The organism is Haloparvum alkalitolerans, from assembly GCF_055381565.1.
Genome location: NZ_AP043938.1, coordinates 1,857,365 through 1,878,585 on the forward strand (window position 1 = coordinate 1,857,365; position 21,221 = coordinate 1,878,585).

14 protein-coding genes are annotated in these 21,221 nt (G+C 61.6%); 2 read left to right on the plus strand and 12 right to left on the minus strand.

The features are described from left to right. Positions 1–60 precede the first annotated feature (60 nt). The 7 genes from ACZ432_RS11620 to ACZ432_RS11650 form a co-directional block, all read right to left on the minus strand. A complete protein-coding gene (locus tag ACZ432_RS11620) occupies positions 61–1,197 on the minus strand; it encodes a DUF1616 domain-containing protein (RefSeq protein WP_426962259.1) in 1,137 nt (378 codons plus the stop codon). A 256-nt stretch (positions 1,198–1,453) separates the two neighbouring features. Further along, positions 1,454–3,502: a VirB4 family type IV secretion system protein gene (locus ACZ432_RS11625; protein ID WP_426962258.1), complete on the minus strand. Its 2,049-nt coding sequence runs from the start codon at positions 3,500–3,502 to the stop codon at positions 1,454–1,456. Beyond that, a complete protein-coding gene (locus ACZ432_RS11630; RefSeq protein ID WP_426962257.1) occupies positions 3,495–4,601 on the minus strand; it encodes a hypothetical protein in 1,107 nt (368 codons plus the stop codon). Before ACZ432_RS11630 ends, ACZ432_RS11625 begins: the two co-directional genes overlap by 8 nt. Then, the gene (locus ACZ432_RS11635) at positions 4,598–5,704 is read right to left on the minus strand and encodes a hypothetical protein (protein WP_426962256.1); all 1,107 of its coding nucleotides are present in this window, start codon (positions 5,702–5,704) and stop codon (positions 4,598–4,600) included. The genes ACZ432_RS11630 and ACZ432_RS11635 overlap by 4 nt, the downstream gene beginning before the upstream one ends. Beyond that, positions 5,701–6,531: a hypothetical protein gene (locus ACZ432_RS11640; protein ID WP_426962255.1), complete on the minus strand. Its 831-nt coding sequence runs from the start codon at positions 6,529–6,531 to the stop codon at positions 5,701–5,703. The genes ACZ432_RS11635 and ACZ432_RS11640 overlap by 4 nt, the downstream gene beginning before the upstream one ends. Further along, a complete protein-coding gene (locus tag ACZ432_RS11645) occupies positions 6,528–8,150 on the minus strand; it encodes a hypothetical protein (RefSeq protein WP_426962254.1) in 1,623 nt (540 codons plus the stop codon). Before ACZ432_RS11645 ends, ACZ432_RS11640 begins: the two co-directional genes overlap by 4 nt. Before the next feature lie 93 nt (positions 8,151–8,243). Beyond that, positions 8,244–8,579: a hypothetical protein gene (locus ACZ432_RS11650; protein WP_426962253.1), complete on the minus strand. Its 336-nt coding sequence runs from the start codon at positions 8,577–8,579 to the stop codon at positions 8,244–8,246. A 451-nt stretch (positions 8,580–9,030) separates the two neighbouring features. On the opposite strand from ACZ432_RS11650, the gene ACZ432_RS11655 reads away from it, so the two are divergent. After that, on the plus strand, positions 9,031–11,160 hold the full coding sequence (locus tag ACZ432_RS11655) for a DUF4129 domain-containing protein (protein WP_426962252.1): 2,130 nt from the start codon (positions 9,031–9,033) through the stop codon (positions 11,158–11,160). A gap of 46 nt (positions 11,161–11,206) precedes the next feature. Here the strand turns inward: ACZ432_RS11655 and ACZ432_RS11660 are convergent, their stop codons facing one another. The 5 genes from ACZ432_RS11660 to ACZ432_RS11680 all read right to left on the minus strand — a co-directional run bounded on the left by ACZ432_RS11660 (position 11,207) and on the right by ACZ432_RS11680 (position 16,345). Continuing rightward, positions 11,207–11,824, minus strand: a complete 618-nt coding sequence (locus ACZ432_RS11660) for a hypothetical protein (protein WP_426962251.1) — start codon at positions 11,822–11,824, stop codon at positions 11,207–11,209. 93 nt (positions 11,825–11,917) lie between these two features. Beyond that, positions 11,918–13,150 carry an ABC transporter permease gene (locus tag ACZ432_RS11665; protein WP_426962250.1) on the minus strand — a complete coding sequence of 411 codons (1,233 nt, stop codon included), beginning with the start codon at positions 13,148–13,150 and terminating at the stop codon, positions 11,918–11,920. Continuing rightward, the gene (locus ACZ432_RS11670; protein ID WP_426962249.1) at positions 13,147–14,379 is read right to left on the minus strand and encodes an ABC transporter permease; all 1,233 of its coding nucleotides are present in this window, start codon (positions 14,377–14,379) and stop codon (positions 13,147–13,149) included. The genes ACZ432_RS11665 and ACZ432_RS11670 overlap by 4 nt, the downstream gene beginning before the upstream one ends. Further along, positions 14,376–15,086, minus strand: a complete 711-nt coding sequence (locus ACZ432_RS11675) for an ABC transporter ATP-binding protein (RefSeq protein ID WP_426962248.1) — start codon at positions 15,084–15,086, stop codon at positions 14,376–14,378. The genes ACZ432_RS11670 and ACZ432_RS11675 overlap by 4 nt, the downstream gene beginning before the upstream one ends. Before the next feature lie 179 nt (positions 15,087–15,265). After that, positions 15,266–16,345 carry a hypothetical protein gene (locus tag ACZ432_RS11680; RefSeq protein ID WP_426962247.1) on the minus strand — a complete coding sequence of 360 codons (1,080 nt, stop codon included), beginning with the start codon at positions 16,343–16,345 and terminating at the stop codon, positions 15,266–15,268. A 195-nt stretch (positions 16,346–16,540) separates the two neighbouring features. Here ACZ432_RS11680 and ACZ432_RS11685 point away from each other — a divergent pair, with 195 nt between their 5' ends. Then, positions 16,541–20,848, plus strand: a complete 4,308-nt coding sequence (locus ACZ432_RS11685; RefSeq protein WP_426962246.1) for a PGF-pre-PGF domain-containing protein — start codon at positions 16,541–16,543, stop codon at positions 20,846–20,848. The last annotated feature ends 373 nt before the right edge of the window (positions 20,849–21,221 follow it).

Here is a 21,221-nt window from a genome sequence, read left to right on the forward strand (position 1 = left end):
GTTCCCACCCTTCCGGGCAACTCCATTGAACCTTTCCACCTCCGGCGACAGCCGACCGCGTTACTGGGGGTTGGAAACGTTCATCCAGAGGTGGAGGTCACGGTAGGCGTTCTCCCGTGTCGGCGACGCTGGTGCCTCGCCCATGTACAGCAGGAACTGGACGCGAAGCTCCGTGCCCGTGAACGTCGGTTCCACCACGAACGGTCGCTGGTCCGTCGCGTTATGCTCGAGCGTCGTCCCATACCGGCCGAGTTCTTCACGGCGCTCGACCGTCGAGGTGTTCCCCTCGACCGTGACCTCCTGGAGTTGGACCACAACGGTGTAGTTCTGGGTGCTGTGTTCGTTGTTCCCGATGCCGACGATGAGCTCCGCGGACTCGTTTAGCGCCAGCTCCTCAGGGTAGTCATCCGCAACCAGCTCGCCATCCGGCTGTTCCGTCAGCAGGTAGAACTCCGTGAACTGTTCGCCATCCTGCGGGACGGCGACCGCATACCCCACACTTCCAACGGCCAGCAGCATACTCAGCCCGAGCACCACGTTCAACGCCGCGTCAGTCCGATCTTCAGGCTCGAACACCTCAGCCTTCCCGGCCGCGATCCACTCGCGATACGGCACCACAAAGCGCTCCTCAGGCGGTAGTTCCCACCGACGGACGGCCGCGACCACGACACAGCCGAGGGTGAACAGCGACACCGAGACCGCGATCGGAACGAGCCGAATCCCCCACGGCGTGAAGTTGAGCACCAGCCCGATCAGCGGGACGATGGCGATCGAGAGGCCGAACGAGAGCGCGACGCGCTCGATCCCGTCGATACCGGCGCGGGCGGTCGGATCGTCGGCGGAGGTGTCGGCCGTCTCCGCGGTCGCCTCCTCGGCCGCGGCCGTCCCCGGAACTGGGGCAGGGCCATCTGCATCATCCCCATCGTCTGTGTCCGGTTCGGACGCCGCGGTCCCACCCGCTTCCGAGGTGGTCGGTGATTCTCCCTCTTCCGGAAACAGCGCCGCGATGAACGCGTAGCCGGGCAGAAATAGCACGAACGCAAGCCCGAACACGACGCGAAGCGGCGTCTCGTTCACGATCGGGATGAACACGGACGCGAGCGTCAGGAGCGTGAGCAGAACGACCGCGGCGAGATCGGCTGGCAGCCGACGGACTGGGCGTGGAAGCAGCAGCCACAGATCCCGTCGACCCAGCATTACGCTGGATATACAGGTCACCCTGTAAAAACAAGTCGGTTAGGGAACCGAACGGAGAACCGCCCACTCTTCAGATCCAGAAGTATTTCAATGAGGGAACCAATACGGCCGATCGTGCCGGGTGGTGGAGGATGTCCCCCAAAGCCCCTGATTCCCGGCACGTTTGTGAACCACCCCTGCGATCCGCTCGATTCCCCCATCTCCCATCCCCATTCGTTCACCGCAACTATGCGGTAGTTCCCCAATTCGTGCACATTCAGGGCGATCTGCCGTCGATCGTCGATTGATTCTCGATCACCTCCTGTTCGAACGGCAGGGCACGGATCTCGATACCGCGCCACTCCCCGTCGACGCCGATGAGCGCCTCGGCGTAGCCGGTCTCCTCATTGCCGGGAATCGCGTCTTGGACGTAGCGCATTTGGGCGTGATTCAGCCCGAACTCGGCGGCCCAGTCCTCGTCCATGCCGTCGAGGCGGTGGAACTGCTTGATCGCACACTGGTCGAGGATCATCTCGGCCTCGGGCTGTTGGAAGAACTCGTCGACCGTCTGGGTGACGAGTCGGATAGAGAGATTGTGATGCCGATGGTGTCGAAAAATCGTCTCGATGTAGGAGAGGCTCGCGGCATCAGTGAAGAGGTAGCGCGCCTCGTCGATGACGAACACGACCTCCTTCGGCGTCTCCTTGGCGCGCTCGTAGACGAGCGAGACGAGCAACTGCATCAGGAGGCTCGTCTGTCCGCCGAGGCTCCCCTCCTGCTGGGCGAGGTCGAGGTAGATGAGGTCCTCGTCACGAATGTCGAACGCCGTCTCGCGGCCGAGGTTCTCGAATCGGCCACCCTCCGCGAACGGCCGGAGTTGGTCGATGAGCCACGTCGCGTCCGCTTGGAGTTTGTCCGCTTCCGCGTCCGTCCGAAGGACGTACTCGTCCGGGTCCTCAACGAGCCCCTCTAGGACGTCGATCACGTCCGTCATCGTCGGACTCTCGCGACTGTGCGTGGCGATATCCTCGGTGATGCCGCGGTCGCGGTAGGCCGCGTCGACCGCGAGTTCGAGCGTCGTGCGCCGGTCCATGAGGTCCACCCCGCGAAGCGCGAAGAAGTTGGTGAGGAAGCTGAGCACGCTGTCCTTCTTCTCGGTGAAGGGGCTCGCGTCGGCACCGAGGCGGCGCTGCACGTGCTCGGGCGTCGGCCGGATCTCGAGTGGGTTCAGCCCGAGCGTGCCCCCGACCGTGATGCGGCGGGCGTCAAGGGCGTCCGCGACGCCGGTCCAGTCGTTCAGCGGTTCGAGGATCACGCCGATGCGGTCCTCCGACTGCGCGATGGAGCGGATGAACTGCTGTTTGGCGCTGAAACTCTTCCCTGACCCTGGGTCGCCGACCGTGAACATGGCGTAGCCGTTCTCGCGCGCGAACGGGTCGACAACCACGGGACTATCGGTGTGGCGATGGACGCCGACTTCGACGCCGCCCGGTTCGAGCAGGGTTGGCGAATGGGGAGACGCAAGGAGCGCGCCGACCGCGCCACCGAGCGCGATCGCGTCGCGCCCGAACGGGTTGTCGCCGATCGGCGCGGCCGCTTGCAGCGCGAGATCCTGCGTACAGATCGCGGTTTTCGGCGTGAGGTCGGCGGGCGACTCGCGGAGGCGACGCTTCACGGTGCGCACGGCGTTCCGGAGCTCCTCACGGGAGTCGGCGCGGACGGTGACCTGCATCGCCTGTGCGAAGACGCGCTGGCCGTTTTCGACGGCGCGATAGGTCGCGGCCGCTTCGTTGGCCCGCTCGTGAAGGTAGGTGCTCCGAACGCTTCCTTCGAGATCCGCGTCCACCTTCAGATCGTCCGCGACCGTCTGCAGTTCGTCGCGAGCCCGGGCCTGGTCCTTGGGCCGGACGTGGGCGGTGAGGTCGAAGCGGACGTCCGTGAGGGTGAACAGCTCGCTGAGGTAGCCGTCACTCGGGTAGTCCGGCCAGTCGGCGATGTACAGTGTCGATGTCCAGTCGTCGCCAACCCGGGCGACGCGCGTCTCCCACTCAATGGCGTCGGGGGCGACCGTGTCGGCATGGCGGTCGGCCACGTCATCGAACGCACGTCCATCGTCCGGCGCGGTCGCGATCTGCTCGGGATCAATGAACTGCGAAAGATCGACCTCGGGGTCGTTCCGCGGACGCCGCTCGACGAGCCAACCGCCGATCAGGATGCCGATCACGACCGCGCCGATGACGCCGGCGGAGCCGATCAGCACGTCGACGCTCGTGTCCAGTCCGCCCTGAAGCACGGCGTCGTGACGCACGCTGATAGCCTCACGCATCGTCAGTATCCCGTGATGAGTGATCCACGGCAACCTGTTCGCGCACCGGGGGTTGCTCGCGTTCGCTTCCGGTCCAGAACCGGAGTGCGAGACCAAACAGCTCGACTGTGGAGAGTCGCCGCGCGGACCACCCGCTCACCGTCCCGACGAGCTCGGTCTGGACGGCCCGAATCCGATCGTCGAGCTTCGAGAGCGCGCGGCCGCGAAGCTCGGCCTCCGTGAGCCGCTCGCGTCGCGTGACGAACGGCCGCACCAGCACCCCGAGGACCGGAATCGTCGTGAGCCGTTGGGCAGGCGACCGCTCGTCGTCGTGGCGCTCGTACACCTCGTAGGGTGCAACCTCCACGCCGAGGTAGTAGCGCACCTGCTGTGTGTCGGCCAGCTCATCAGGGCGTTCGCGACGGTACTCCTCGACGAGCTGCTCGAACACCGGATTGTCCGAGACATCCGGGTCGGTCAGCCGCTCCTCGAGCTGCGCCACTAGCTGGTCGGTCGGGAAGGTCCGCGTCGTCGCGTACACGGTCAGCGGAAAGTCGAGCTCGTCGTTCGCGAACGCCGCACCGGCTGCTTGGACGCTGGCCCAGTCGTCGGCCATCGCGAAGTCCATGTTTCCGGGCCGGACCTCCAGAAACGCCTCCATCGTGCCGTCCGTGCGCTGAATCGCGGCCGCGTCCGGCCAGGCGCGTTCGATCTGCGTGAGCTCTTGGGTCGTCTCGTCGACCGTGAACGGCAGGTACTCGGACAGCGATCGGTCCGGGGACTGACGTCGTCGGTCCTGCGCGGCTGTGTCGTCATTCGTCGGCTCGCGCTGCGTCACGCGCGGTCGGAGCACGTAAAAGCGACCCACGTCCGCGAGCCAGCTGGCCGCGGATCGATGCGTGGGCGTCGCGGAGACGGCCGCGACGCCGAGGACGATGCCGAGTCCCACGAGCGGGGCGAGGAGGGCGTCCACGCCGGAGAACGCGGCCGTGAGTAGGCCAGCAACGGGAAAGCCCAGTAGGACATACAGATCCCCTTCGGTGACGTTGAACAGCGGGACGCGCGTCTCCTCGCCGATCGCGTCCATGATGCGTCGCCGGGCCGGATTCTCGTCGCTCATTGTGTCCCCCCCGGTTCGTTCCCCGTTCGACGATAGGCGGGGAGCCGGTCACCGTCAGTCACGAGCGCGCTCTGGAACGTGTCCCCGTCTTCGCCTCCTCCGTTCGCGACCCGATTCGCGATGACGTGGCCGGCCGCAGCGCGTGGTCCCCACCGGGCAGCCGTGGAGGCGGCCCACGGGCCCGCAGCCGCGCCGGCGCCAACGACCGCGCCCGCAGTGAGTGCCGCGCCCGCAGCCGTCTCCACGGTCCGCGTGAGCCGCGGCGTCGCGTACGAAAACGTCTTCCAGACGAGGACCACGCTCACCACAGGCAGCGAGACCGCGACGAGATGGCTCAAGAACGCGGAGTCAGGCGTGACTGCCGGGACGGTCCCACTCCCGAACAGCAGCTCGTACCCGTGGAAGAGGAGCGCGACCGGAATCGGCATGACGAGTAGTGGAACGAATTTCAGACAGACGCGACTCGCGATCCGCGAGACGACCGGGAGGTTCCCGTACGCGAGCGCGATCCCGATCGGCATCCCGTAGATAAAGACGATCAAGAGCACGTCCCGGAGGAAGAACAGCGACTGCAGCGCCCACATCGCACTTCCGCCGAGGATGTTGAGCGAGAGGGCCAAGGCGGGGTTCTCGACGGACGAGGTGAGAAGGTCGACCATCGCGCCTGCAACCGTTCCCACTGAGGGGATCAGGACGAGTGTGAACGCGTCGACGAAATAGACCGAGACCGCAGCGACCCAGTACCACGCCACGATCAGGATCCCACCCGTCCACGCCGTCTTTCTAGCCTTCCGCGCTTCATACGTCGACCCGATGTTGAAGATACGGATCGTGTTTCGGCCCTGAACACAAGTGATCAGGAGCAGCAGCGCCACGATCATGATCTCGCCACCAACGAGGTCGCCGTAGATCGTCTTCCACGGTTCGTTGGTGGGGACCCCAAATCCGAACGGTTCGCCAGTCTGGGGTGTTGGCGTAGAAAAGATCGATTCGGTGACCGATTCATATCCGCTAATCAGCCCATCTTGGAACCACTCGATCCCCTTATCAACTATATCTTGAAACCATTGAACACCAACATCAACGAGAGAGATGTCGGTCACGACGACCCCTCCGTGATTTCAATACTACAGTCGCTCATATCTTCTCCAGTATAGACCACTTGATATTTCTCTTCGACTGCATCCTCTCCAGTGATTTTACTCTCTAGACTGACCGTGAACTCACCTTCGGCTCCTCCTGGTTGACACTCAACAGTATCTCCCGCTGATGAGAATGGGAGTGAATAACTGAATATCTTATATTCGGAATTAGGAGAAATCTCAATTCCATCTGCAGGAACGCTCTGACCATCAGATGGATCAAATATTCCGCTTTCATCAAACCCGTCAGTTGTGGGGTTAGGGACATCACCAGTGAAACGCAGATCAGTCACAAAATCAGGGCCTCTACCGGAATTTTCCAGATAGACTATCACTTCTGTACGTGTTCTTAATTCGGGAGCCCCTTCGTACATCTCGTCAGGATGGTTACGGCCGAGTTTGAGGTCCACAATCTCGAGGTCCGGACGGATCGCAATCGTCTCCGTGTCGGTTACCTCGTCCTCAACAACGGCACGGACCTCGTACTCGCCGGGGGCGTACGGCATTTCGATGGGGAACGTTTCGGTTGTCACCCCGGCCGCGACCGTCGTCTCGGCGAAGAGCTCGCCGTTCGGATCGACGACCGTGAGTGCGTCGACGCTCGCCTCCGCAGCGAGATCGACGACGAGTTCGGTCTCTTCGACGGCCACGGCCGCGAGCGGGCCGTCCGCGGTCGGGGTCCAGTCGGCACCGTCACCGTCGAGACAACCGGCGAGCGCGAGAACGCCCGCGGGGGCAAGCGTTTTGAGGACGGTGCGTCTGCTGGAGGGAGTGGTGTTCGTGTTCATGGGTCGGAAATGCGGAAGAAGCGACCGATCCGGAGTCCGGCATATAGCGTGACGGCAAACGGAATCGCCCACACGACGACGGTCTCGATCACGTGCAGCCACCCCGAGACCGTCGTCAGCGGGTGCCACTGAACGCTTTCGGTTGCACCCACGTAGGCCGGACTGGCCGCACGCCAAGACTCGGGCTCGTACTCGACCGTATAGATCCCCGGCTCGTCGACGGTGACGACCGCAACACCACGGCCGTTCGTCTCGACGGCGTTGCCGTTCACGCGGAGCGTTCCCGTTCGTGGCTCGCCGCCGATCGGCGCACGGCGATCCCCGTCGCGGAGAACGATCGGATCGTCGGTCCGTGCATCCGTGAGTTCGATACGGAGAGTCGCTGCTGTTTCGTTCCGGTCAGTAACAGTGACCGAGAGGTTGCTCTCGCGAAGGGGTCGGTGTTCGCGTTCCACGTCGCTCAGATTCGTCTCGACGCCGCGGACGACGCCGTGGATAGTCAGCGCCGAGTCGTCGACCGAATCCGTTCGGATCGCCATCCCGTACGAGCGGGTGTACGACTCGTTGACGACGCCGACATCAACATTCTCGTGCAGTCCTGCAGCTGGCGTGGGTGCATCAGTCCCCCACACGTCGAGGATCGTCGGCCCGTCACGCACGGGTTCAGCACGAGGACCGATGCGCGAAGGAAACGCGTGTACGTACACCGGTCGTGCAGGCGCGTCAACCGTCTCCGCGTCCGTCGCGGTCGACCGCGTCAGGGTGTCCCAGCGGGTATCGCGGCCGGTGTAGTAGCGCCAGACGCCGCGAACGCGGTCGGTCCCGTCCGCAGTCAGCGTGTACCCGTGCCACGGCTGGGCGTGGTAGATGACGAGCCCCGTTTCTCCATTCGGGTACGTCGTTTCGTACGACTCCGCGTCGAGCGTGTAGACGCGAACGGTCCGAGTCTCCGCGACCGTCACTTCGTCGGCAGGCAGGACCGAGGTGGTTCCGTTCGGACGTGACGCGCTGCTTTCCAAGTCGACCCGGATGTCTGCTTCCAGCCGCAGGTCCACACGCCCGCTCTCATCCGTCCGATACTCGAGGACTGGGGTCGCGTTACCGTCATGGCTGGCGACCCGTTCGCCATCGATGTAGAGGCGGACCTCCTCGATGTCGTGGTCGGTGGTGGAGACGGACGCGTTGGTCGCGTTCGTGATCGCGGCCGGTTCGCGGACGCGATAGTCGACGAAACCGCGAACGGTTCCCTCGGGAGCAATATACTGCGACGGATCGTCGCCATCCAGGTGCACATACGTTGAGGGATGGATCGCGAATAGCGAGGCGTGTGCATCGGCGATCGCGACGGAGTCCGTCGTGTTCGCGTTCGGGGGCACGTACGAGGTGGACGCGTTCCCTGGCGTCAAGGTCGGGAAATCGGCGGCCGTCCATCTCGCGGCCGTGTCCGGAGGCTCCGCGAACGTGATGTCCGTACACGTGGCGAGCCGCTGAATCGCGGTCGGCTCCGTCCCGTGTTCCGTTTCGTACTCCGACTCGGAGAGACACGGGTCTGGCTGCTTCGAGAAGAGCGTCGCTCGCTCCGTCTCGGTAAGCGGCTCTTCCTCTCCATTCGTCTGCATGGCCGTGCCTACTCCGACCGCGACGGCGGTCATTGCCAGCCAGACGAGCAGGAGTCGTGGTGCGCGTGTGCGCATCGATCGGACCTCAATGGGTCACCACGGCGTGAGATCGACACACTGCGCGATGGGGAGGTTCATCATGCTTCCGGCGACGGTCGTGAGGGGCCCCAACACGAGCAGCACGACCGCGGACTTGAGCGCCGTCCGCTTGTGCCGCTTGAGGGCTTCACGCTGGTCGGGCCGCACGGTAAACATCTCGACCAGCGAGTCGGCCTGCCACACGACGACGAGGCCCATGAGGCCGACCGCGGTCGTCAGCTGGAAGAATCCCGAGATCATCTCGGGAAGACGTTCGGCTTCACACACCGCGCTCTCCTGTGCGAGTACTGGGTCGACCGCGACGATCAAAAGCAGGATCGTCGCGATCACCGTCCACCAACCTGGAAGCCATCGTCTCCAACTGATCGATACGGGGATGCTTGGGAGAGGATCGGAAGTCATTGTTGTGGATTTGGGGATACCCCGGAGACCGGCGCATCCGACGACTGAGCCGTGTGTCCCGAGGTGGTGCCACGATGGTTTTGTTCTCAGCAGCAGTCCATAATAGCGAGCTATCCAGATATTAATTTTCTGGGATTCATAAACTGACTGTAAGGTGATCTGGGATAATGAAATTTGCATCCACGTTCATGCATGCCGTACCCATTCGGCAGTCGACTCAGTCGTTGAGCCACAGTCCCTGACAGACGCAGCTGAGTCCGCCTCGGATTCCGACGACACAGCTGGACGACGACACAGTCTCCCGGTCGCATCACACCAACCCAATCCCCCGACCCACAACACGAAAGGGTCTAAATACGTCGGTCGCAAGACATTCCTTGTGACTCGTCGCCCGTTCGTCGCGATCGTTCTCGGCGCGCTCTTTATCGGCGTCGTGATTGTGGGCACGGTGCCTGCAGGCGCAGCGGTCGACACGGTGGCTGACACACCGTTACAAGTGGTAAACAACTCGACTGAAACGCCTCCCCCACACGAAAATCCGGAGGAGGCTAGTGGCGACGGTGATGACGACCAAGTCGCCTCCTACTTAGCCGCCCAACTCGCGTCCCGACTTGGCGATAGTACGCGGGAGATCAGTCAGGGACAGTACGAACATGGACGGACGCTGGTTGGGGACGAGTACGACGCCATTCTCGACCAGTACGTGGAAGTTGCCGGTGACACGGGGAACGAGGACACTGCCGCCGAGCTCAACGAAACGAAAGCCGAGCAGGAACGATTGGCGAACCAACTCGAGGAGTACGAGGAGACTCGCGAGGAGTACGAAGAGGCGGTTGCAAACGGGGACGAGGAGCGCGCCCGGGAGTTGGCTCGCGAACTGCAGGTGCAGGCAAGCGAGATTTCGGAGACGACCACGAACCTTGATGGGCAGTATGCGACCTTCGAGGAGGATCTCCAGACTGACTTTACCGAGTCAAGACAGCAGCTTGCCGAGCTCAACGCGACCGTCACGAACGAGTCGGCGGCGATCCGTGATGCACAACTCGTCGGAACGACCCTCAACGCCACCGCGAACACCTCAAGTGGGTCCTTTACGGAGCCAGTCGAAGTAACCGGTCAGCTCGTCACCACGGACGGTGACCCCGTCGCGAACCGGAGCATCGGCGTGGTCGTCGGCCAGCGCCAGTATTCGGTGGACACGAACGAAAGCGGCCACTTCTCGCTCGTGTATCGTCCCGTCTTCCTCGCGACGAGTGCTACCGACGCCCCTGTTCGGTTCAACCCTCGCAATTCGTCGGCCTATCTCCAGTCGGAGACCACGATTCCCCTGACGGTGACGGAGCAAACGCCATCGGAAACCGCCCTGACGACTGCGACCGAAACGGTCCAATTCGACGAGACGGTTGAAGCGACCGGGACCGTTTCAATCGCGAATCGAACCGTGGCCGGCATCCCGGTGACGCTCAGTGTGGACGGCCAACCGCTTGCGAGAGGCGAGACGACCGCGGACGGCAGCTACACCCTGACCGGGAGGCTGCCGGCCGCAGTCGAAGCCGGATCGCAGTCGGCGACTGTCGCGGTCGGACTGTCGGAGGCGGCGGTCGCATCGTCGAACGCGTCGGCCGAGAGGCGCGTTGGGTCGACCACAACGGGTCTCGACATGAACGCGTCCATATCGGAGAACACGCTCTCGCTCGCTGGGCAACTCACGACCGCGACCGGCGTCGCTCCCGGCGAACGACAGCTCACCGTCACACTCGAGGGGCGGCATCTGGCAACGATAACGACCGATACGGACGGGACATTCACCCACACAGTCACGGTCCCAGAGACGGCTCGGAGCGCCGAGGCGATCAAGCCGGTCGTTACGTTCGACGGATCCGGGCTCAATCTCGAGGGCAGTGAGGCGTCGACGACAGTACCCCTCGCCTCAGGGAGCACGAGTGAGTCGGGGAATAGCGCGTCCGAACTGCCCACAGTACCCGTGATCGGTCTCGGTGCAGTCGTCCTTCTCGGGCTGCTCGCCACAACCTGGTGGTACGTGCGGGGAGGGACCCTTCAGACGTACGTCCCAGTCCTGTTCGGCACCGCACCCAAGTCGTCGACCGCGGCGGCGGACACAGCCACGGCGGACGACGCATCGACGACCACACCCGATGCGGCCACCTCACAAGCGAAGCAGTTACTCGAACACGCAAAGGCCGCGGACGCTGCCGGGAACACGACGACCGCAGTCACGGCCTCGTACGCGGCCGCGAGACGCGCACTCCAAGATCGCGTAACTGATGCCGACCTCGAAGCGGCAACCCCCCGCGAATTTGCAGCACGGATCCAGGACCACCTCCAAGACAGCAGCCCACTCCACACGCTCACTCAAGCGTTCGAGCGCGCCACGTTCGGAGAGACACCCGTCGACGCGACTGCTGCACACGACGCGGTCGAGACGGCGGAGTCCCTGGTCGATGCGAGACAGTCGACACCCACCGACGGGTCCCAGACGGAACGCTAGCTCGTCGTGGGGCGCTCCTGCCTCTCAGACTCCCTCGTAGGGGTCACTAGTCCACACGCGTCCCGTACATGATGCCCTCCCACACTGAGAGGGCTCCAAGCACAAACGGGATGAGCAGCGGGTGGACCACAATCGCCACGGAAAGGACGACCCAGATAACGCCCAGCGCACCGACCGTCTGTCGCGGCCGTTCCCACAGCCGATACGCGGCATTGCGAACGGCCGTCGAGCCAGCAAGAAACGGATACGACGCGAGCAGCGATCCAGCACGCAGCACCCAAAGCGTCACGACAGCGAGCAGCCCGAGCCCGACGATCGCCTCCAGAGGGCTCCGAGATCCCCACAGTAGCCACCTTCGTCCCACTAGACCGGGGAGTAGCGGAGAGAGTGCAAGCAGGGAGAGCGGCAGTGCACGCCAGCGTTCCTGCCACCACCGTCGCCAGAAAAACCGCATCTGCGTCCGTATTGATGATTGATGAGGTCCGTGAGCGAGCTGGCTCGTCCGAAACGTAACGGCAATCGCAGCCGTGACTGCGGCCCCCACAGTGAGGACTGGAATGGCCGCAACGATGAACACGGCACTCACGCACAGCATGGTTCGAACTACCGCTTTCGCCACCAGCAGGTAGGCCCTCACTCTGGCGGCGATGTTCCTCCCCTCCACATTTGTCCGTCGAGTTAGGGATTCAAAAGTAGCCAGATTTCGCGAGGAACAGATCCCCGACACGCACAGAGGCGTTCGGCTTCCTGCTGTCCGTCAACGGACGAGTTCCGCGGCCGCGGTCAGCCGTGTGACACGCCATGCCCCGGCCAGACTGCCGATGATCGCGAACACGGTCGCGACGGCCACGCCACCGAGATACGCCTCCTGGGGCACCTGGACCAGTCCCTCGAACCCAGTCACGGTGGCTGCGACCGTCTCCAACACGATCGCCGTAGGAGGTGTCAAGACGAGCCCGACGAAACACCCACCGGCCGCGATCGCGATCGCCTGTGTCACTGCGACGCCGACGATCTGCGTGCGCGAGCCACCGAGCGCTCGCAGCACCGAGAAGGCATCCCGTTGCGCGTACATCAGCGACAAAAGCAGGTTGACGGCAAGCAGTGCCCCACCGATAACGCCGAGGACGACCAAACTCACGCCGCCCGCAAGAATGACGGCTTGGCGTTCGAGCAGGTCGACGAACTGCTCCTGATTCGTCTTGAACGTGTACTCGGGATGCGCGGCCGCGAGCTCGTCGCGAACCGTCTCCGGATCTGCGCCATCCTCGAGTCGGATCGTGATGAGCGTCGCCCGGTCCTGATACGCGTTCCCAGTGAGCGTTTGTAGTTCGCTCAGTCGCGTCGTGACAGTCCCCGTCCCGAGGAAGTTCGCGAACGTCGGCGAGATCCCAACGACCTCGAACTCGTTCCGGCGAGCGTTCGCGATCGTGCCGCCCATGTAGATAGTGTCGCCAACCTCGAGGTCGTACCGCTCGGCGATCTCCGGCGAGATGATCGCCTCATGCGTCATGGGCCCATCGTACTCGCCGCCCGCGTAGTGGGTGTCCGCGCCCGAGAAGCCGCTCCCGTTCGTGATCGCGACCGAGCCACCACCACCGGGGGCGCCACTCCCCATCACGGTGTCGAACTCCTCGCCGTCAGGGCTCACGTAGACGACCTGGAACCCCATTGGCACGGCCGTCTGGACATCGGGATGCTCCTGAATCTCCGCGGACAGCGTGTGTGCGTCCGGAACCGGATTCTGAAAGCCGCCGACCGTCCCCGGTGCGATCTGGATCGGCCCCCCGGAGACCCACAGGTCACGGTCGGACTCGTTGAACAGCTGATCCCCCGTCTCGACGACGCCCACGCCGACGCCTGCCAACAGGGTCACCGCGAGGACCGCAAGCGCAACGCCCGCAACCGCGAGGAGGGTCCGCATCCGATCCGACCGAAGCTGGCGGAGGCCGAGCCACACCATTCCTGCTGCCGTTCGACTGCGCGTCATCGGGTCAACTCCTCCAAGGTGTCCGTCCGCAGAGCTAGATACAGCGGATACGGCGCCGACAACAGCCCAACAAGTAGCGCCATCACGAACGCGTATCCCGCGAGCGGGAGCGACAGCTCCGCAACCGTCGAGAGACCGATTGTCTGCGCGATGCCCGCGTTCAGTGCGAGGATCCCAGCGGTGCCGAACACAACCCCAAGCAGGCCCCCGAGTGCGGAGACGATGAGCGTCTCGCTGACGGACAGAAGCGCCCGACTGCGCTGTGAGAACCCGATCGCCCCAAGCATCGCGAGTTCGCGCCGCCCCGCGGTCAACTCGAGCCCCATCATCGTCGCCACGAAGGCCACCCCGATTCCCCCAGCCACGAGCGAGGCCGTCAACGCCATGGCGAGCGGCAGACTCGTCGGCGTGGTGTCCGCACCTACGATACCGGACCGCGTGATGACCTTCGTCCGCGGATAGATCCCCGTGAGACTCTCGCGGACGCGACTGTCGCTCGTACTTACCATGATCTGGTCGGCCTGATCACCGCTCGCAGTACCGGTCACCGTCTGCAGCTCCGCAAGCGGCATGACGACCGCGGGCACCTCCCCAACGCCTGCGGAGAGGTTCGTCTCCGCGGCGCCGACGACATCGAGCTCACGGTCGTCACGGGCGAGCTCGAGAGGACCGCCTCGTTCGGTGCCGATCTCTGCGCTCACCGCGGGCGTGATGACGGTTTCACCAGTCCACGCTCCTTCGTATGTACCGTTGGCGTAGTGGGGATATGCGGTGTCAAGCGTCGATATGTTGAGCCCGGAGATATGGGTCTGCTCAGCAGTCGGAATGATCCCCAGCGCGAGCACGTACATCCGTTCGTCAGTCTCCGGATTCTGTATCCGTATTGGGTGGATCGCAACGGGCGTTGCGTACCGCACCCGTTCGTCCGACTCGATCCGTGCTGCCGTCGTGTGCACGTCCCCAAGTTGGGTCCCTTCCGCACTCAACGGCACGCTCCCGGCGTTCCCGTCATCCGGAACGATCCAGTAGTTCACACCATCACCGTCGACGGTTGCGCCCGTTGCCAGCCCGAGTGACAGCCCCGTCACGACCATCAACAGCCCGACTGCGACCGCGACACCCGTGATACAGACGGCAGTACGCCCCGGCGACGCACCGCGAAGCCGACCCACCACGCGACGCCCGCCAAGAGCACCGATCCCGATGACGTGAAGCAGGCGCTCCCTCATTCCACACGCCCATCTCGCAGTCGAAGCACGCGGTCCGTCCGACTCAGCGTGTACTCATCGTGTGACGCAACGATCACCGCCCGTCCATCGCTCACCTCGGTCAACAGATCAAGCACGGCCTCACCCGTCTGCCTGTCCAACTCGCCAGTCGGTTCGTCCGCAATCACGACCGCGGGATCGGCCGCGAGTGCGCGCGCAATCGCAACCCGTTGCTGTTCGCCCCCACTGAGCGATCCCGGCCGATGAGTCAGACGATCGCCGAGCCCCACCCGGTTAAGCAAATCCTCTGCCCGCTCCTGTCGCGTCCCTTTGGCCTGCCCCTGTGCGACGAGCGGCAACGCCACGTTCTCGCGTGCAGTCAATGCCGGGAGCAAGTGGAACCGCTGAAACACCAGTCCAACGTGTGCGAGCCGAAATTGCGCCCGCTGGCGGCGACCGAGTGTGGCGATATCCCGGCTACGGATCCGAACCGCACCAGCCGTCGGCGAGTCCAGCCCCGCGAGCAGATGCAGCAATGTGGACTTACCGCTTCCACTGGGTCCAGCGACCCCAACGACTTCACCCTCTGAGACACTTATCGAGACATCCTCCAACGCAGTTACCGATCGCCCATCTCCCCGTTCGAACCAGCCATCGTCCGTGTCGAACACTCGCGTAACACCAGTACACTCTACTGCAACGGATGGTGGTGTGGCTGGCTCCGACATTCAATAACTCCAGCAATGCTGACAGCCCAATTAAAAATAGGGGTTTGGTTCTACACCGGCGTGACAGTCTGTGACGATTGCTGGACTGTATCGGTGCACTCTCTGTATCCTATGATGAAACAAACACGCCCAAGAAAGTGATACCGAGAGGTTCCAGTTCACCTACTCTATCAGACTGATCACTGATCGCTAAATCGGATATACCCAGCACCGAGCAATAGCGTGAACAGCAGGAGTTGAACTCCCCGAAGCGGGACATCAACTCCACTTTTGTCTTCCGGCGTCTGTGTCCCACTCGGCGTTATTGGTCCGCTCTCAGTAGTCGTAGAGTCCTCTGATTCCGTTCCCTCTGTCGGTGACTCTGTTCGGTCCGTGGACTGAGCGGTCGTGGTTTCCGTTTGAGTCGATGTAGCAGTTGTGGTGGTCTCCGGGGTAGCTTCCTCCGTCGCAGTCGTCTCTTCTGTCGTGGTGTCTGTCTCGATAGGAGTCTCGGTCGGGCCACCAGCACCGCTTCCCGAGCTTCCATCGTCGGTGCTCCCGTCATCGGCCTCAACCTTGACTGTCGATCTGTCCGAGAGCCCGACGAACTGTTTCTCGCCGTTGATCTCCGATTCGCCACGGACCCCTGCATAGATCGAATGGGTGCCTTCCTCTTCGAACGTCACCGTGGCTTCATACGTGCCATCACCCACGTGTGTCATCGAAATGTTGCGTTCCTCTCCTTCATGGGTTGTGACGAGGCCTGCCTGCGTTATTGGCTCCGCGGATTCGTCCGTCTGCGTTGTGGTTACTTGTATCGCCACTGTTTCGCCGGGCTCAACAGTAGTCGGTGCGGATAGGGAGGTGTCATATCCGTCTACCACGAGTGGTAGTGCTGCTTCGTACGACCCGTCTGCAGAGATCAGAATCATGTAAGTTCCGGGGGTGAGTTCGCTCGCATCGAACGTTTCAACTCCACTCCCTTCCATTCGTGACCCTGTTGTCGCGATCTGTTTCTCGGAATCGCGGAGATGAATACGGAAGCTGGTTCCGTCTGGTCCCGTCGCGGAGACATCGAACGTGCTGTCTGCCGATGTGGTCCCGATTGACGCAAAACTATACGTCGACCCTTCTATCGTCACAGTTTGTGGCTGGACATCGATACTGGAATCCATCGCTAGTGAAAACTCATCTGAGGCAGTCACACTAGCACCGGCAACCCCGACTCCAACTGCGATTATCACAAGTAGAGAGAGCCCAAGGAACCAACGGGAGTTCATAAGTGTCTCTATCAGCCCCGGCCCTTAATTAATCGGTATGAACCAATTGGGTCTGATGTATGTGGCTGCATCCTCCCCCCATGTTTCATGTATGTTTGTCTGTGGAATATAGTAGGATCGAAAAAGTATACCGATTGCTTAACCGGGTACACCACCGGAATTCTTTTATCACTCGTATATAACAACTGTAGCCATATGACAAGTCGGTTGAGGACAAGAAGAAGTTCCCTCCTTCTCGCCTGCGTAGTCGTAGTAGTCCTTCTTGGAGTGGTTGCTGGAGCTGGCGCAGTCACTGCGGCTGAAGCCAATACGACAACCGTCAGCGAGAACGAATCAATTCAAGAGGCGATCAATAACGCATCCACAGGTGAGACAATTCATGTGGAGGAAGGAACGTATCAAGAAAGCTTGGTTGTTAACAAGTCCATAACGCTGGAGGCCGCGAACGGTGTGGTCCTCATCGCGGATAATGAGTCGAAGCCGGCTATCGTCGTTCGAAATGGAACCCAACAACTATCGGGTGTCTCCATTTCCGGGTTTGGAATCGCAGATTCGAACAGCGGTGTTCTCGTGGCCGGTAACACAAACGACGTACAAATATCCAATATAGACGTTACCAACGCCACGACCGCGGGACTCGTTATTCACGCTGAAAGTAGTGCGACAGTTCAAGACATCACCGTCAATAGTGTCACTGTTGAAGGGTCCACAAACGGGATCCGACTTCGATCGGCCGAAAACGGGCAGCTTGAGAACGTCTCAATCGAGGAAACTGCTGCTCAAAACATCACACAGTCGGGGGTTCTGCTGTCAAGCGAGGGGATGATTGCTGACGCCACTATCGATGGTACCCTCGTGCGGAATGCGTCCGTCGGCGTGAATGCATGGGCATCGAACGATGGATCCGTTGACAACCTCATCATCACGGATACGGCCGCTCAGGAAATCGAATTTGCTGGGATCGATGTCACTGCTCAGAACGCATCGCTTCAGAACGTCAATATTTCCTCTGCGCTGCTTAACGAGTCGGATCCCAACAGTGACGGTGTCTCTGTTACAAGCGCAAACGGAACAGTCGCCGGTGTTTCCATTACGGACAGTTTCGCTGAAGACGCAGGCACCGGCGTCGCACTCCGATCACGTGACAGTGGACAACTCTCCAATGTTTCCGTACAGAACACCGCTACAACGAATGCGTCAAATGCAGGGATCTCGGTATATGGAGTAAACGGGTCGGTTTCGGGCGTTGCGGTCGACAGCACTTTAGCTAATGACTCGGCCGGCACTGGCCTGGACGTTCTCAGTGATGGCGGAAATGTGAGTGATATCACGGTCGAGAACACCGTCGCTCAGAATACGGGAACGGGGGTCTCACTCTCCTCTCTGAATGACGGGCAAATCTCTAATATCTCTCTTGCAAACAGTGGTGCGTCAAATGTGTCTTCTGCTGGTCTTCGGGTGGTCACGAACAACGGAGCGGTTTCGCAAGTGTCCATTTCTAGGACGTTGTACAATAGTTCTGCAGGCTCCGGGGTCACAGTTATCAGTGATGGTGGAGCGATTGAGGACCTCTCGTTCTCCGAAGTGATCCTTGATGACAACGAAGACGGGCTGTTCCTTATCGCCGAGAACGGCGGGTCAATTGGTACGGTCACTGCTGATACCGCTGTCATTCAGGAGACCAACGGGTCGGCGCTGTTGATCCACAGTAACCAGAGTCAACTGGGCTCCGTCCAGGTCACGGAGTCACTACTTCGTGATAACAACGGTTCCGCTGTCGTCGTGACTGAGGAGACATCAGCTGACGCCGTCCAGATCCACGATTCGTTCCTTGGACGGAACGGTGCCGGAGTTAGCAATGAAAACACTTCGGCAAACGTTGATGCGCGGTTCAATTACTGGGGCAACTCCACTGGACCGTCTAGTACGACGTCTGAACCGCTCAGTGATCCGGAGACAGGCCAGCTCGCGAATGGAGCTGGCGACTCCGTTTCTGAGGGCAGTAACGGTGTCGCAAACGTCCGGTTCTCACCAAGCGTCGGTGGCAAGGGTGAGACGCGTGACGGCTTCTACGATACGTCCGATACCGGTCGGGATCCGGAGGTCAATTTCACAATTCCTGGCGCGTCGATTACGGATCCAATCGAGTATACCGTCGAGGGTGAAGCGGTGAGGGGTCCGGCGTCCGACTTTGTGGGTATCTCCGTCTGGGAACGATCCCCACTTCCGCTTCGGACGGATGCAAGTACTGCGGCCACGTCGGTGCCGATTCCCGAAACGTTCGTTCGCGTTAACGGAGAAGACGTGGGTATCAACCGGCAGCAGATGTCCGTGTATAACAAGGGGGATTCGGTCGCAATCACCTTTGACAAGGTAACCGGTGCACCAACGGACCGATTCGCAGATGAAGACGCGCATGTGGTGCTCGTCCGGACTGACTCGGATGTGAATACGACCGGGCTCAACTCCAGGGATGACCTTCAGGAACTCTTCGAGATGAGTGGCTCACCGACGGATGGTGAGGTAACGCTCGATGCGGAAGGCGTTGAAGTAGTCGACGTTAAGAACGTAGGCCAGCTGGACGGGACTGGAGAAACGTCGTTCGACTTCACACCCAACCAGTCCGGTGATTATGCGGCCGTATTAGCAACCATCGACCAGGGAACTGGCTTCGAGGAAAGCGGTAACGGTGGCATTGCCTTCGACGTCATCAACGATTCCGTCAGCGTGATCGGGGCCGAGCGCATTCAGGTGCAGGAAACCTCATCGTCAGTCACGCCCTCGTCGACGGAGGTCACGCAGGGAGAGAACGTCTCCTTCGAGGCGAACTCGAACCTTGCAGCGGACTCCGTTGCCCACCTCGTCGTTGCCTACGACAAGGCGCAGTTCGAAGGTCAGACGGTCATCATTGAGAATGCAACGTCTGAGAACGTGACCTCGACGGGAACGCTTGTCTCTGTCAGCGGCACACGTGGAGGAGACCCGTTCTTCGCCGAGCTCGTCGTCACGGAGAATGGCACGGTTGAGGACGTCGAAACGGGAGAGAATCTCGACCAAGCCAATGTGTCCTTCGTAACGGCGATGAACGGGAGCGCCACGGAGACGCTCACGATGCCCGTTGGGACGAACGCGAACCTGTCCGAGGGTGACTCGCGAACGTATCAGGTCATCCATCTCGCTGCGAATCGGAGTGACCCGATGCTTCGGAGTTCGAGTACAGAGACGCTGACCGTTACTGGCGGAGAGGTGCAGACGCCGGGTTCAGTTAAGGTGGCGAACGCCGACCTCAATCGGACGGAGATCGAACCTGGAGAGGCCGTCCGCGTCACTGCGGATCTGAACAACCCCGGTGACGAGTCCGCAACGAAGACGATTGACGTGACCGTTAATGGCACCACTCAGGAATCCCGGCAGGTGACGCTCACAGCCGGTGAGTCGCGGACGGAGACGTTTACGCTGACGTTCGGCGACACGGGCTCTTACGGTGTGGCCGTTGAAGGTGTTACGGCAGGAACCGTACAAGTCGCCACTAGCGGTGGTGGCGGCGGTGGCGGCGGTGGCGGCGGTGGCGGCGGTGGCGGTAGTGATGAGGCCTCGAAAACCGTAACCGCGACTGGAACCGGTGCTACGGTCTCGATCAGAGATGCCAGCGGCGGGGAGGCGATCGATGTCGAACTCGGTGATTCCGTCTCCGGTGATGGCGTTGCGTTCGAGAGCCTGCAGCTCCGGATGCTGTTCGCGAATAGCGGTTTCCGTGTCGAGCTCACACGGCCACAGCGGGATCCAGTGGAGAGTGCGCCCGCACTTGATACTGGAGAGCCTGTGAGCTACCTCAATATTGATGCGATTAACGCGAATCAGGACATCGACGAGGCATCGATTCGGTTCCGCGTGAACGAGGATCGGCTTCCGGAAGGCACGGATCCCGACAATGTCCGACTCTTCCGCTACAACGATGGCGAGTGGCAGGAACTGGAGACGAGCCATCAGGGAGAGAACCGCTTCAATGCTGAGACACCCGGATTCTCGCCGTTCGCGGTCGGCGTCATCTCGGATGAGCAGGCCGACGCGGCTGTTCAAGTGACGGATGCACAACTGTCCACAACGACGGCCGCGGTCGGTGAGACGGTCGAGATCACTGGAACGGTTGAGAACACTGGTGATTCCGAGAGCACAGCGACAGTCGACCTCGTGGTTGACGGCGAAACCGTCGACTCACAGGATGTCACAGTCGCAGCGGGTGAAACGGAGGGCGTGACGTTCTCCTCCGCTTTCGATGAGGCCGGCAGCTACGAGGTCGCACTCAACGACGTGACGGCTGGGACTGTCGAGGTCACTGCTGAAGGCGGTCCCGAAGGAACGACCGAAGCTCCGGGCGGCGTCGGTGGTCCCGGCGGAACGTCAGTTGTTCTTGGCATCGTCCTGCTGGTGGTTTCAGTGGCGGCTGCGCTCGGGATCTACTACTACCGTCACGAGCGGTTCCCGTGGGATCCGAAGCGCTAACCCGCGTTCTCTCAAGCGGTCGATCCCTTTCGTCCTGAATTGAGAACCGTCGATTTTTCCTCATAATTTGGTTTGACAGCTGTTTTGCTAGGGCTGTGGTGTCGGAATAGAGGAGATACAAATCAGGAAGACCCGGGAAACTCGAGCTCGAAGAACATATGTGGCGAATGGTGAGGATACTGAAGTAAGTAGAGATAGTTGTAATCTCTGAACGGACACTCCCGGATCTCATTAGAGGGCCACCCTCAACGGGCAACGGCATCGTCTTCCTCTGGAGTTTCCATGAACAGGCGGAGTAGGCTAAGGGCTCGGGGGTTAATCCCGACCGGTTCACAGGGTAGACCGATCGCCTCGACCGCAGGCGCTAGAAATC